The organism is Sphingobium sp. (assembly GCF_035511395.1).
In the GTDB taxonomy this organism is placed as follows: domain Bacteria; phylum Pseudomonadota; class Alphaproteobacteria; order Sphingomonadales; family Sphingomonadaceae; genus Sphingobium.
The window spans coordinates 1-13,240 of sequence record NZ_DATKFP010000292.1 but is presented as its reverse complement, the minus strand read 5'-3'; the positions used below and the strand labels follow the sequence as shown (position 1 = coordinate 13,240).

12 protein-coding genes are annotated in these 13,240 nt (G+C 63.1%); 7 read left to right on the top strand and 5 right to left on the bottom strand.

Translation table 11 applies throughout. From position 1 onward, the window contains the following. Positions 1–4 precede the first annotated feature (4 nt). From VMR39_RS20630 to VMR39_RS20615, 4 genes are all read right to left on the bottom strand, one after another. Entirely contained in the window at positions 5–808 is an 804-nt protein-coding gene (locus VMR39_RS20630; protein ID WP_325418581.1) for an enoyl-CoA hydratase/isomerase family protein, read from the bottom strand. Positions 809–825: 17 nt separating this feature from the next. Next, entirely contained in the window at positions 826–1,968 is a 1,143-nt protein-coding gene (locus VMR39_RS20625; protein ID WP_325418579.1) for an acyl-CoA dehydrogenase, read from the bottom strand. 13 nt (positions 1,969–1,981) lie between these two features. After that, a complete protein-coding gene (locus VMR39_RS20620) occupies positions 1,982–3,169 on the bottom strand; it encodes an acyl-CoA dehydrogenase family protein (RefSeq protein ID WP_325418577.1) in 1,188 nt (395 codons plus the stop codon). A gap of 123 nt (positions 3,170–3,292) precedes the next feature. After that, a complete protein-coding gene (locus VMR39_RS20615; RefSeq protein WP_325418575.1) occupies positions 3,293–4,075 on the bottom strand; it encodes an enoyl-CoA hydratase/isomerase family protein in 783 nt (260 codons plus the stop codon). Between the two features lie 223 nt (positions 4,076–4,298). Between VMR39_RS20615 and VMR39_RS20610 the strand changes: the two genes are divergently transcribed. From VMR39_RS20610 to VMR39_RS20590, 5 genes are all read left to right on the top strand, one after another. Further along, positions 4,299–6,437: an acetate--CoA ligase family protein gene (locus VMR39_RS20610; RefSeq protein ID WP_325418573.1), complete on the top strand. Its 2,139-nt coding sequence runs from the start codon at positions 4,299–4,301 to the stop codon at positions 6,435–6,437. 16 nt (positions 6,438–6,453) lie between these two features. Next, positions 6,454–8,466 (top strand): FAD-dependent oxidoreductase, encoded by a 2,013-nt coding sequence (locus tag VMR39_RS20605; RefSeq protein ID WP_325418570.1) that lies wholly within the window; start codon positions 6,454–6,456, stop codon positions 8,464–8,466. Between the two features lie 118 nt (positions 8,467–8,584). Then, positions 8,585–8,731 carry a hypothetical protein gene (locus VMR39_RS20600; RefSeq protein ID WP_325418568.1) on the top strand — a complete coding sequence of 49 codons (147 nt, stop codon included), beginning with the start codon at positions 8,585–8,587 and terminating at the stop codon, positions 8,729–8,731. Between the two features lie 109 nt (positions 8,732–8,840). After that, positions 8,841–9,230, top strand: a complete 390-nt coding sequence (locus VMR39_RS20595; RefSeq protein WP_325418566.1) for a hypothetical protein — start codon at positions 8,841–8,843, stop codon at positions 9,228–9,230. A gap of 71 nt (positions 9,231–9,301) precedes the next feature. Continuing rightward, positions 9,302–9,925 (top strand): isochorismatase family cysteine hydrolase, encoded by a 624-nt coding sequence (locus tag VMR39_RS20590; protein WP_325418563.1) that lies wholly within the window; start codon positions 9,302–9,304, stop codon positions 9,923–9,925. A gap of 58 nt (positions 9,926–9,983) precedes the next feature. On the opposite strand, the gene VMR39_RS20585 is transcribed toward VMR39_RS20590, so the two are convergent. Further along, positions 9,984–11,474 carry a fatty acid--CoA ligase family protein gene (locus tag VMR39_RS20585; protein WP_325418561.1) on the bottom strand — a complete coding sequence of 497 codons (1,491 nt, stop codon included), beginning with the start codon at positions 11,472–11,474 and terminating at the stop codon, positions 9,984–9,986. 332 nt (positions 11,475–11,806) lie between these two features. On the opposite strand from VMR39_RS20585, the gene VMR39_RS20580 reads away from it, so the two are divergent. Together VMR39_RS20580 and VMR39_RS20575 are read left to right on the top strand one after the other, a co-directional pair. Then, on the top strand, positions 11,807–12,604 hold the full coding sequence (locus VMR39_RS20580) for an SDR family NAD(P)-dependent oxidoreductase (protein WP_325418559.1): 798 nt from the start codon (positions 11,807–11,809) through the stop codon (positions 12,602–12,604). Further along, positions 12,601–13,014, top strand: coding sequence for a nuclear transport factor 2 family protein (locus VMR39_RS20575; protein WP_325418557.1), 414 nt, complete (start codon positions 12,601–12,603; stop codon positions 13,012–13,014). The genes VMR39_RS20580 and VMR39_RS20575 overlap by 4 nt, the downstream gene beginning before the upstream one ends. Positions 13,015–13,240 lie beyond the last annotated feature (226 nt).

The window sequence follows — 13,240 nt, the reverse complement described above, 5'->3', positions numbered from 1 at the left end:
GCACTCACTCGCCGGTGAAGGTCGGCGAGCGCTTGTCCATGATGGCGTCGATCGCCTCTGCATGGTCCCTGCTGATGTTGGACAGGCCTTCATAGGCCATTCCCGCGTCCATCATCGACTGGGCCAACTGGCGCAGCGGTTGGTTGATCGCGGTTTTGGTCCCGTAAATGGCGTTGCTGGCCGAATTGGCGAGCTTGGCGACCCAGCGCTCGGCAGTCTCCTGCATCGCCTCGAAGCTCGACGCGGATTCGGCGATCAGACCGAGCTCTGCGGCTTCCTTACCCAGGATCGGCTCGCCCAGCAGAAGGAATTTGCGCGCCTTGGCATAGCCCATCTGCTGCGGCCAGATCAGCGATCCGCCGTCACCCGCGACCAGCCCGATATTGACGTGCGGATCGGCAATCTTCGTGTCATCGGTAGCAATGACGAGATCGCACAGCAGCGGCAGCGTCGCGCCCAGCCCCATGGCCGCGCCATGCAGCTTCGCGACGGTTGGCTTGGGGCAATCCAGCACCGTGTGAACCAGGCGGCGCGAACCCCACAGTCCCTTGAAGAACAGGCCCGGATCGTCGACCTTCCGTTTCATTTGGGCGAAGTCGCCGCCGCCACAGAACACCTTACCCTCCCCGGAAAGCACCACCACACGTACCCGATCGTCGAAGGTCGCGGCCTGAAAGGCATCGGATATCTGCTCGTTCACCGGGTCGGTGATGATGTTGCGCTTTTCTGGATTGTTGAGCGTTAGGCGCAACGCGGCGCCGTCCAGCTCTACCTTGATGAGGTCGAAACGCGAATAGTCGAAAGCCATGGAAAGTCTCCGTGGGATCAGGCCGCGAGCGGCGCGGCGAGCGTGCCGAAGCGCCGGGCGTGAAAGGCGGTGTCGCCAAAAAGCTGATTGATGACATGCAGGCGGATATAATGATGACCGATGTCCAGTTCTTCCGATACGCCCATGCCGCCGTGCAATTGCACGGCCTGATAGCCGACAAACTTGCCCGACCGGCCGACCTGCACTTTAGCGGCGGATACCATGCGCTGGCGCTCCCGCCGGTCGCCGTCAAGCGACATGGCCGCGACCAGCGCCATAGACTTTGCCGTCTGGGTCTGGATGTACATGTCAGCCATGCGGTGTTGGAGTACCTGGAACTTGGCCAGCGGTGCGCCATATTGAATGCGGGTGCGGGTATATTCGGCGGTCGTGGGGATCAGATATTCCATCGTCCCGATCGCCTCGTTGCAGACGGCGACGATGCCATGATCCAGCGCCGTTTCCACCAGCGGAATGCCACTGTCGACCGAGCCGAGCACGCTTTCGCCGCCCGCCGCCACATTCGCCAACACCAGTTCGGCCGCGCCGAAGGAGTCGATCGTGCGAAAGGCGCGACGCGACACACCCGCCGCACTGGCATCAATCAGAAACAGGGTAACGCCATTGATGTCGCCAAGGCTGCCCGCCGTGCGTGCGGCAACAACGAACTGGTCGGCGCGATCACCGTTCAGCACCACCGACATCCGGCCGGATACAGTCCAGCCAGCCCCCTGCCGGCTCGCCGTGAAGCTGGTATCCTGCGCACTGTGGAGCATGTGCGTGCTCCCGGCGGCAAGCGCAAGCTGCCGTTCGCCCGCGATGACCTGGCCGATCGCCTCATCCCGGACGTTGCCTTCCAGCCCCTCGGTCAGCAGCCGGCCACCGATGATCGCGGTGTAGAGATAGGGCTGGGTGACAAGATGGCGGCCAAAACGTTCCATGATCACCATTGCGTCGGCAGACGACGTGGCGAAGCCGCCTACATCTTCAGTGAAAGCCGCCCCCAACAGGCCCAGTTCCGCCATTTCCCGCCAAAGCTCGGCTTCCGCCGACGAATCCTTGAGCAGCGCCTCACGCTTCACCAGATCATACTTGTCGGTCAGAAAACGGTCGACCATGTCGAACAGCATCCGCTGATTGTCGTTATAGTTGAAGTCCATAACCCTGTTCCTGTCAGACGTTCAGCAGGCGCCGCGCGATGATGTTGCGCTGGATTTCCGAGCTGCCGCCATAGATGGTCAGCTTGCGCCGATCGAAAAACTGCTGCGCCATATGCTCATGTTCGAAGGGCACCACCGACAGGCCATCATGCGGCACACTGAGCGGATGAACCATGCCTTCGGCTTCCGCCATCTCCATCAGCAGTTCGGTCAGCGTCTGCATGATCTCGCCGCCGCGCACCTTGATGACGGAAACTTCCGGCCCCGGCGCCTTGCCCGACAGCTCGTCGGCAAGGACGCGATAGGTGGTGTAGCGCAGCGCCAGCAGATCGGTCTCCGCCTCCGCCACGCGCTGCGCCAGCGCCGCATCCTCGCTGCGCTTGCGCCCGTTCGGACCCAACTGCTCCAGCCGTTCGCGCACTTGGCGGGCGAAGGCCATGTTGACGCCGATCCACGCGCCCATCAGCCGCTCGTTGCCAAGCAGGAACTTGGTGATGTCCCACGCCCCGCCTTCGCGGCCGACAAGATTGGTCGCGGGCACGCGCACTTCATCGATCTGCACCTCATTGACCGACAACATGCCGCCCAACGTGTAGATCGGGCTGATGGTGACGCCCGGCTGTTCCATGTCAACCAGCAGGAACGATATACCCGCCTGCTTGGGACCATCCGCCGATGTGCGGACCAGACAGAAGATCTTGTTCGCGACATGGGCATAGCTTGTCCACAGCTTCGTGCCAGTCACGATATAGTCGTCGCCGTCGCGCACCGCCCGCATCTGGAGATTGGCGAGATCCGACCCCGCCTGCGGTTCGGAAAAGCCCTGACACCACCAATCCTCGCTGGACAGGATGCGGGGCAACAGTTCGGCTTTCTGCTCGGGCGTGCCGAATTCTATCAGCACCGGCCCCAGCAGATCCTGCGACACATGGTTGAGACGCGGCGCACCGGCGAGGCCGGATTCTTCCTCCCAGATAAAGCGTTCCATCGGTCCCCAGCCCGGGCCGCCATGCTCCTGGGGCCAAAGCGGCACGTTCCAACCCTTGGGCCGCAGCAGGGAATGCCAGTGGATATGCTCTTCCTTGGTCAACTTCTCGCCCGCCAACGTCTTGCGCACATATTCCGGCGGCAAGCGCTTCGCGAGGAAATCGCGGATTTCCTCGCGAAGCGCCTTCCCCTTCTCATCGATGGACAAGTCCACTCGTCGTCACTCCCCAGAGCGGTTCCGCTTCGGGCATGTGGCTGACGGCTCGTAGCCGCACGCCAGCGAAGCCGAAACGCCGCATTGCCAACAATCATAGCCCGGTCTCTCGCGCCCGTCCTCCTAAAGTCCGCGGAAGACCGGCGCCCTCTTTTCGCGAAAGGCGGCACGCCCCTCCGCATAATCCTGCGACAGGGTGAGTTGAGGCTGCTCAATCTCCTCCGCTGCCAATACGGCTTCCAGCGAACCATGGCTATCGAGTACCCGCTTCGTCGCCGCGATCGAAAGGGGCGCTATCCCTGCATAGCGCTGCCCTGCCTCCAGCGCGGCCTCCCGCGCAGTGCCCGCCGTCACCAGCCGGTCGATGAGGCCGGTCGCCAACGCTTCCTCGCCCCGCACTTCCCGCCCGGTCAGCAACATGTCGCGCGCGAACGCGGCGCCGCCCCGTTGCGCCAGGGTCCAGGCGAGACCGGCATCGGCCATCAGACCCACTTTGCCGAAGGATGCGCAGAAACGCATGTCTTCCCCCGCCACGACATAATCGCACGCCATCGCGAGCGAGAAGCCCGCGCCGAACGCGAAACCCTCGACCGCCGCGATCGTCGGCTTGGGGCCGCAATAGAGCAAGCGTGTGATATCATGCAGCACGCCGACATTGCGTCGCGTCCTCTCCAGATCAGGTTCGGACTGTGGCTGCAATCGCCCGCCCGCGCAGAAATGCCCGCCAGCGCCCGTCAGCACGATGAAACGGCAGACGGCCTCCTCCGACGCGCGGCGAATTTCCCCCAGCAGGGTTTCGCGCATCTCGACCGAAAAGGCGTTGCGGAAGGCGGGCGCATGAAGTGTCAGCACCACCGCGCCGTCAAAATCCTCGCGCAGGACGGCTTCTGCAGCCGGTTGGCTCATTCTTGTTCTATTCACCCCGACACCATACCGCCACGGCTCATGGAACGCGCCCATTCGCATTCCCGATGCAGCGCATCTACCGGAGGGCAGGAGAGCCGTATATCGCCAGGCAGGGGCTTAACATGTATGTGCTGCTTATGTCCGGACGGTTGGACTTGGGATGCGCTTGAGGTCAGTGCTGCCCCTGTTCCACATCTTCCCAAGAGCAGGACTTGCCATATCCATGACTGCCCCGATCGTTTCGCACCTGACGGAAGAGGAGTGCAGCCTCGATGCCCTTTTCGCGCCGCATTCCGTCGCGGTCATCGGCGCCTCGTCCGATCAGCGCCGTTTCGGCGGGCGGCCGATCCAATATCTGCTGGAAGCCGGTTTCGAAGGGCCGATCTATCCGGTCAATCCCGCACGATCGGAGATTCAGGGGTTGCCGGCCTTCCCGTCCATCCTTGACGTGCCCGGAGCGGTGGACCTTGCCCTGCTGGCAGTGGGCGCCGATATCACGCAGAAGACGGTCGAGGATTGTATCGCGCACGGGGTGAAAGCCGCGATCTGCTATGGCGCGGGCTTCGCGGAAGTCGGCGGCGAAGGCCATGCGCGGCAAGCAAAGCTTGTCGAAACGGCGCGCGCGGGCGGACTTCGCCTGCTCGGCCCCAATTGCATGGGCGCGCTCAATGCTCGCACGAAATTCTACGGCACCTTCGCCTCTGCGCTGGAGGACGGCGTGCCGGAGGCCGGCCGCATCGCGATCGCCAGCCAGTCCGGTGGATATGGCGGCTATCTGCTGCGCCATCTGTTCCTGCGCGGCCTGGGCGTCTCGCAATGGGTAACGACCGGCAACGAAGCGGATATCGACGTCGGCGAGGCGCTTTACTGGATGGCGGGGCAGGAGGATAATGACGTCCTGATCGCCTATGTGGAAGGTCTGCGCTCCAAGGACAGCCTGCTCGCGGCGCTGCGGCGCGCGCGGGATAACCACAAGCCCGTGATCGTCATGAAGGTAGGCCGAACGGTAGAGGGCAGCGCGGCGGCCGCCTCACATACCGCTTCGCTCACGGGGCAGGACAAGGTCTATGATGCGCTGTTCGACGAATATGGCGTCTATCGCGCCCGCACGACCGACGAACTGCTCGACGTCGCCTACGCCCTGTCGCGCCGCAGACTGCCTAAGGGGCCGCGTGTAGGCGTGATCAGCATCTCGGGCGGGGTCGGCGTGCAAATCGCCGATTTCGTCAGCGACGCAGGCCTGTCGATGGGAACCGTGCCCGACGAGACGCAGGACCAGCTACGTGCACTGGTGCCGCATTGCTCGCCCCGTAACCCGATCGACATGACCGGCCTCGTCACCACCAACCATGACATCATGGAAAAGACGCTGGACGCGGTATTCGCAGCCGACGCCTTCGACGCGACGCTGATCTTCCTCGGCATCACCGGCGCCGCGCCTTCCATGGCTCGCCCGCTACAGCAGGCGATCGCCAACGCCCATGCCCGCGCCCCCGACCAGCTCGTCTTCGTCTCCGTCACCTGCCCACCGGAGATGATGCGCGAATATGACGCAAAGGGCATGCTGGCGTTCGAAGACCCGTCCCGCGCGGTCGCTGCCCTTTCGGCACTATGGCAGTTCCGCGAAACCTTCGCGACCGACATGCCGGCGCCGGTCGCCCTGCCTCCGGCCGAGCGGCTGCCTCTGCCGGAGGACGGCAAGCTCAACGAAGCGACCGCCAAGGCGCTGCTGGCGCTGACCGGCATCCCCTCCCCGCGCGAGGGGCTGGCGCGCGACGCGGCGGAGGCCGCGCGCATGGCGTCGGACATCGGCTTCCCGGTCGCGGTCAAGGTCGTGTCGCCCGACATATTGCACAAGACAGAAGTGGGCGGCGTCGCGCTCGGCCTGATCAGCGCGGCGGATGTGGAGGCGGCGGTGGCGCGCATGGCGGCCACCATCCCGACACATCTGCCCGATGCCCGTATCGACGGCTACCTGGTGTCGGAAATGGTCGGGGGCGGGGTCGAATGCATATTGGGCATCAGCCAGGATGAAGCCTTCGGCCCGGTCGTGACCTTCGGGCTTGGCGGCACGCTGGTCGAACTGCTCAAGGATACTGTCTGCGCGCTGGCCCCGGTCAGCGAGGAACGGGCGCTGGAGATGATCGGCAAGGTCCGCACCGCCCCGCTCCTCACCGGCTATCGCGGCGGGCCACGCCACGATATCGAGGCGCTGGCGCGCGCGATCTCGGGCATTTCGATACTCGCCGCGCAGCGAGCCGCCACGATCGACACGATAGAGGTCAACCCGCTGGTGGTCCGCCCCGGAACCGGCGGCGTGGTCGCGCTGGACGCGGTCATCGAAACGCGCACGGGTTGCTGAACCGGAAGAAGATATTATGACGACGCCCTATCCCCATCTGTTTTCGCCACTCACGCTGCGCGGCGTGACCCTGCCCAACCGCGCGGTGATGGCCCCGATGTCGACCGAACTGGGCGGCCGGGATGGCGAGGTCACGCCGGACATGATCGCCTTCTATCGCGAACGCGCGCTGGGGGGGATCGGTCTCATCATCGTCGAATTCACCTGCATCAGCCCCGAGACCGGCCGCGCGAACGAATATCAGCTTACCCTGGAGTCGCGCCGCAACCTGGACGGCCACCGGCGTCTGGTGCGGACAGTGCATGAGGCGGGCGCGAAGGTGTTCATGCAGCTTCAGCATAGCGGCCAATATGCCAATCGCGCGGTGCTGCCCGACGGCATGCCGGTCGGCCCCAGTGACATCTTCTCAAAGAAGGATCCCGCGCGCATGACCTGCCGCGGCCTGAGTTCGGAGGAGGTCGCACGCATGGCGCAGGCCTTCGGCGCGACCGCCGCGCTGGCGGCCGAAGCGGGCTATGACGGCGTGGAACTCCACGGCGCCCACGGCTATCTGCTGACCCAGTTCCTCTCGCCGCTCGCCAACAGGCGGGACGACGAATGGGGTGGCGATTTCGAACGGCGCCTCGCCTTCCCGCTTGCGGCGATCCGCGCGGTGCGGGAGGGACTGGGAGACCTGCCCCTCGTCTATCGCCTGTCCGCCGATGAATTCACCAAGGGCGGTCTCACCATTGAGGATATGGAAAAGGTCGCGCCGCGCCTGGTGGAGGCTGGCGCCGACGCGCTGCACGTCTCCTCCGGATGGGGCGTGGGCGATGCGTTCGAGAAGGTGGTAGAACCGATGTCGACGCCCGAGGGCTGGCGCATCCCCTATGCCGCTCGCATCCGCAAGGCGGCGGGTGTACCCGTCATCACGGTTGGACAGATACGCTGGCCCGAAACCGCCGAAGCGGCGATCGAAAGCGGTCAGGCCGACCTGGTTGCGCTGGGCCGGCCAATGCTGACGGACCCCTTCTGGGCGAACAAGGCGAAGGCCGGGCGCCCCGACCTCATCCGCCCCTGCACCTCATGCAATTGGTGCATCAGCCCCCATGAGGGCCGCCATCAGGTCGGCTGCGCAGAAAATCCGCGTACCGGCAACGAACTCGATACGCCTCTCTCCTCCGATATCGGCCAGGGTCGTCGCGCGGTGGTGATCGGCGGCGGTCCCGGCGGCGCGTCCGCCGCGCTCTTGCTTGGCCAGGCCGGATTCGAGACGCATTTGTTCGAGGAACGCGATTTCATCGGCGGCGGCATCGTCGCGTCCGCCACGCCGCCGGGCAAGGACAAATTGTTCTGGTATTCGCGCTATCTCGACAACCAGCTCAAGGACAGTCAGGTCAACATTCACATGGGCAAGCGGGCGGAACTGTTCGACATCGTCGCGCTGTCGCCGGATATCGTCATCCTCGCTACCGGCACCCGGCGCATCGAATTGCCGATCGAGGGCGTCGATCATGCTAAGGTGATGGACGCCTATGACCTACTCATGGGGGACCGCGAGGTCAGCGTCGCGCGGGGCGGCCATGTGATCGTCTATGGCGGCGGCGAAACCGGTTGCGAAACCGCCGAATTCTGCGCCGAAAAGGGCCTGCGTGTGACGCTGGTCAGCCGTTCGGCCGCGGACAAGCTCGCCCGCTCGGCGGACTGGGTCTATCGCGGCGGCCTGTTGCGGCGGCTCCACGCCAATCCGCTCGTCACCATCATCGACAATAGCCATGTCCGCTCCGTCACCGACGAAGGCATCGTCATAGAAACCAACGGGTCGGACGGGTCGGAAACCTTCCTGCTGGCGGCCGACCAACTCCTGCTCGCGCAAGGCCGTCAATCCTCCAACAAGCTGTTCGACGAACTGGAACGCGCCGGCATTTCCGTAGCGCTGGCGGGCGACAGCAAACATGTCGGCCGGATCGGCGACGCGGTCCACATGGCCTATCGCGCCGTACTCGCGCTCAAGGCCCAATTCGCGCCGGTGGAACCGGTGGCCTGCTGAAGGAGACTGGCACGCCTCCGCGTTCGAGGCGTGTGGGGCTTTTGCTTCGAGATAGATCTGGGCGCCCATCTCGCCTATGGCGGCAAGGTGAAGGGTGACTGCATCGCCTGCCCCTATCATGGCTGGTAATGCCGAGAACAGCCATGTCCTTTATCAGATCGCGCCAACCAAGGCGAAATTGCGCACCCGCCACATCGTCAAGCGCCATGGCATCATATTCATGTGGCATGATCCCGCCCGCGGCACGCCACGCGGCGAAGGCTGAAGTTGCCTGACATCTTCACGAGCGTCCCCCAGGCAGTGGCCAGGGAGGAAGATTTCTACCCCTGCTATCCCCCCATAGCGAACAAGCCCGACGAGCCTATCCACCCCAGATGGTGGTCGAGAACGCACCCGATAGTGCGAATTTTCATTTTACGCACGGCACGCCCGAATGTCCGGAATTGCTCTGGTTCGACACATCAGACGGAGCTTGGCGACCAGGAATGGGCTTCAAATCACTCAGACAACACAGGTCGCGCTCAACCTTTACACTTGCTCCTTGCATCAGCCTGTCGTTCACCATCTTCCGGGGCAAACCGATAAACTACCGACTGATCCTGACGGCAACGCCGATCGACGAACAAAGCTCACTGCCGTCGAATTATTCCGACTATGTGAACGGCGACGCCATTCCGGTCGAAGGCGGCGCGCTCTCGGCGCAGTGTTGCCTCATTATACCGCGCCTAGCAGCGAGATTCGCGCCGATGGAAACGCAGTTCTGATGAATCGGGCTATGCACGCGACTCCCGCTTGAAAGCCATCGGGCCGAACCGCATAGCAATTCGAAACAGCGATGGAGAAGATGATGCTGATCGGCAAGACCGCCCTGATCGTTAACGAAATGCAGACCGGCGTGGTCGATCCGGCCCATAGCAGCTATCAGGGCGTGGCCAATCAGGTCGTGGAACGCCGTATCGTGCCGAAGATCGTCCGGCTGGCCGAAGCTTTTCGCGCGGCAGGCCTGCCGGTTTTCCACGCCCCCGTCATTCATCGCCCCGACATGCGCGATATCAAGCCCAATTCCCTGATCAACGCCCTCACCCTGAAAAAGCGGACCATGACGGAGGGCAGCGAGGAAGCAGGCTATGTCAAAGCGCTGCACCCCGTCGAAGGCGATTTCGAAATCGTGCGCACGTCCGGTCTCATCGTGATGTGCGCGACGCAGCTCGACGCCCTGCTGCGCCGAATGGAAATCGAGACAATCGTCCTGACCGGCGTATCCACCAATGTCGCCATGGCGGGCAATGCGATCGTCTCGAGCGAGTTGGGCTATCATGTCGTCATTCCCGAAGACTGCATTGCGGGTTCCGATCCGGACACGCACAAGATTCTGGTGGAAAACCAGCTCCGCATGGTGGCGCGCATCGTTTCGTCGAACGATGTGCTCGCCGCGCTGCCGATGAACGAACCGGGTTGACGATTCCACATCCGCTGGTGCCGGGCATGGCAGCCCGGCTCCAGGCGGGCGGCCGGATTCAGGCGTTTTCCATGAAGGCCCGGGCCACCGCCTTCAGGTCGATCTTCATCGATGTCGTACGCGGCAGGGACGGCAGGATCAGGATCCTCGCGGGCACCTGCGGCGCGGTCAGGGCGATACGGCTATGATCGCGCAAATCCTCGACAGTCGGCACATCGACGCCGGATTTCAGTTCCACAGCAGCCACCGGGATCGAACCCAGCCGATCGTCGGGCAGGCCGATGACCGCCGCATCCAGTACGGCTTGATGCGACCGCAGCGCCTCGACCACCTTTTCGGGCAACACCTTGTAGCCGCCGCGCAGGATTGCGCCGTCGCCGCGCCCCTTGTGGAACACGAAGCCGTCATCGTCGATCGTGACGATGTCGGTCGTACGTATCCACTGATCGCCGATGACAGGGACCAGCGCCTCCAAAAAGCCGTCTTCCCCGATCGGCAACTCGGCATGCGTATCCACGTCGGTCACCCGCAGACTGATGCCAGGTAGCGCCTTGCCCATCGATCCGAGCTTGCTCTCGCGATAATCCTTTCGCAGGGACGGCGACCAGCTGATGATCGTGCCGCAGAATTCGGTCGCGCCATAGGCCCAGATGATGTCGATACCGTAGGTCTGTTCAAACTCGATCTGGAGCGCGGGTGTCATCGGCGCGCTACCGCCGTAGAAATATTGGATCGACTCTATTTTCTCTCTCGGTACTCCGGCGTCCAGGATCATCCGCGCCATGGCGGGCACGCCGCTGACCAGCTTGGGCTTCAATCGCTCAACCGCGTCGACCCATTCGGCCACGTTGAATTTTTCGAGCAGGCAAGTGTAACGGTCCAGCATCGCACTCGCGACCAGACTGCACATCCCGCCGATGCCGCCATAGGGCCAGCCGAGAATATCGGGCTCGATCGGCCCTTCACGACCTGCCGAGACGCTCTCGACCGCGCGCACCAACATGCGGTTGGGAAAAACAATCCGCTTCGGTTTGCCGGTCGTCCCGCTTGAGAGAATTTCCAGACCCGGCTCACCACCGACCGCGCGGAACGGCCCTTCGCCCAGATGGGCGAGACCCGAGCAACGTCCCATTTGCGCCTCAATCGATCCGTCAAGCGCGTCATGATCGAGTTGAATACCCAATGCGCCCGCCGCGTGAGCCGCCTCCAATACAGGCACGGTCCAATCCTGCACATCTGCGATCACCGCTGCAAAGCGGCTTTCCATCATCTCCTGTGCAATCGCTTCGGGCGACTGGATAACGTAGATCGAGGTCAGCCAGCGCGCGTTCGCGATCAGGCCCAGCATGGCCGCCGCATGAAGGGGGCGATTACGAACGATGACGCCAACCGACATGTGCTGCTCCACGACCGCTGCGTCCAGCAGCGCGGTGGTCCGATCGGACAACGCGGCATATTCGCCCTTGCTGAATATGCGCCCCTTATATTCCACGATCGGCATTCCAGGATCACGATGGATGATCTCTGAAAGAGCCTGGCTGAATGTCATGACATCCTCTCGATCATGGTTCTCCGGCTCGTCTCCCGATGATCGGGCACCGCCATCGCAAGCCGCCTGAATGATGCGATTTGCTGTTTGTTCGTCAAGGCATGTTATCGCTGATGTGGTCTGACAGGATATGCTTATGCCGCCTCCGCCCTATCCATCATCTATCTGATCAAGCGGGAGGAAAGACCCCGCAGCAGCCCGACAATCCATCACAGGGGCGCTGACTGCCCGGCTGCTATGCGTTCGCATTGCATTCCCTTCGATCTTGGCCCTTGCTGCCGGTTGGAAAGCACGCGCCGCGCGCGGCATCGATCGGTGAAGGAGAGAAATAGATGGGCAACAGCCTGGCAGGCAAGGTCGCCGTCGTAACAGCCGGCGCCAACGGGATTGGCGAAGGCAGCGCCGTCTCGCTCGCCGAACTAGGCGCCGATATCGTGATCGGCGACATCGATCAGGCCAACGGCGAGCGCGTGTGTTCGCGGATACGCAAACTCGGCCGCCGCGCCGAATTTGTACCCGCCGACATGATGAAACTGGAAGAGGCGCGCGCTCTTATCCAGACGGCGGTCGATCGGTTGGGTACCATCGACATCCTCGTCAACAATGCGGGCGGTGTGCGCGCCCGCGCCTTCGTCGATCAGAACGAAGAGAATTGGCAGCGGGTTATAGATCTCAATCTCATGAGCATGCTCGGCGCATCGCAAGAGGCCGCCCGGGTGATGCGTCACCAGGGCGCGATCGTGAATGTCGCGAGCACCGAAGCTCTGCGCGCCGCGCCAGGTTTCAGCATCTATTCCGCATGCAAGGCGGCAATGGCACAGTTCACCAAGACAATGGCGCTGGAGCTCGCGTCTCGCGGCATTCGCGTCAACTGCATCGCCCCCGACCTGATCGATACGCCCGGCCTATCCCCGCATATGCCCAAGGATCCGGCCGGGATCGATCTGCGCAACCGGCATGTGCCACTGGGTCGCATGGCATCCATCGCGGAAGCAGGCAGCGTCGTCGCCTTCCTCGCCTCGCCTGCCGCTTCGTGGGTAACGGGCGTCACCATCCCCGTTGACGGCGGCATCACTGCGGCCGGCGGTTGGCATCTGGACGCGAACCGCGATTGGCGGCTCGCATCATGACCTATGAGCAAGAAGCCATTGCCCGATCGGCGATCCACCATATCCAGGCGCTCTACAATAATTCAGGCGATCGGGGAAAGGTCGACGATTTGCTGACCGTCTTCGCGCCCGATGGTGTGTTGGACATTGGAAGGACATCCTATACCGGCCATGCCGCAATCAAAGGCTTCATTTCGGACGTGGCGAAGGGCGCGACACCGGTCGACCTTGCCGGGTCGCGCCATCACCTCACCACTTCGCGCATCGAATTCGAGGGCGATGACGAGGCGAAAGGCTGGACCTATTTCTTCGTGATGCGGCAGGGATCGGTCATTCAGGAAGGCACCTATATCGATCGGTACGGACGGATCGACGGCCGCTGGCTGATCGTCCATCGTCGCGTCAAGATGTTGTACGATATCGCCAACTGACCTGCCGCATTTCACCACGGGGCGTGATTGGTATCGTTTCCGTTCCCCGCCATGGCTCCAGCTTTATGGAAGCGGTTCAGGCACGGAGGCCCGAAGGGAAATATGCATTGTAAGGAGTTCGACTGAGTGAAGGATGAATATGGTCCGGCCTGGCCATTGCGTGACTTCCATGGTTCCGTACCACCTGCGCCCGCTTGGTTCACCCAAGCGGTCGACGCACCCTATG

Coding starts and splice junctions, on each gene's coding strand:
- VMR39_RS20610 (WP_325418573.1), top strand. CDS start 4,299: ATGACTGCCCCGATCGTTTCGCACCTGACGGAAGAGGAGTGCAGCCTC.
- VMR39_RS20585 (WP_325418561.1), bottom strand. CDS start 11,474: ATGACATTCAGCCAGGCTCTTTCAGAGATCATCCATCGTGATCCTGGA.
- VMR39_RS20615 (WP_325418575.1), bottom strand. CDS start 4,075: ATGAGCCAACCGGCTGCAGAAGCCGTCCTGCGCGAGGATTTTGACGGC.
- VMR39_RS20575 (WP_325418557.1), top strand. CDS start 12,601: ATGACCTATGAGCAAGAAGCCATTGCCCGATCGGCGATCCACCATATC.
- VMR39_RS20600 (WP_325418568.1), top strand. CDS start 8,585: ATGGCTGGTAATGCCGAGAACAGCCATGTCCTTTATCAGATCGCGCCA.
- VMR39_RS20590 (WP_325418563.1), top strand. CDS start 9,302: ATGGAGAAGATGATGCTGATCGGCAAGACCGCCCTGATCGTTAACGAA.
- VMR39_RS20605 (WP_325418570.1), top strand. CDS start 6,454: ATGACGACGCCCTATCCCCATCTGTTTTCGCCACTCACGCTGCGCGGC.
- VMR39_RS20595 (WP_325418566.1), top strand. CDS start 8,841: ATGGTGGTCGAGAACGCACCCGATAGTGCGAATTTTCATTTTACGCAC.
- VMR39_RS20625 (WP_325418579.1), bottom strand. CDS start 1,968: ATGGACTTCAACTATAACGACAATCAGCGGATGCTGTTCGACATGGTC.
- VMR39_RS20580 (WP_325418559.1), top strand. CDS start 11,807: ATGGGCAACAGCCTGGCAGGCAAGGTCGCCGTCGTAACAGCCGGCGCC.
- VMR39_RS20630 (WP_325418581.1), bottom strand. CDS start 808: ATGGCTTTCGACTATTCGCGTTTCGACCTCATCAAGGTAGAGCTGGAC.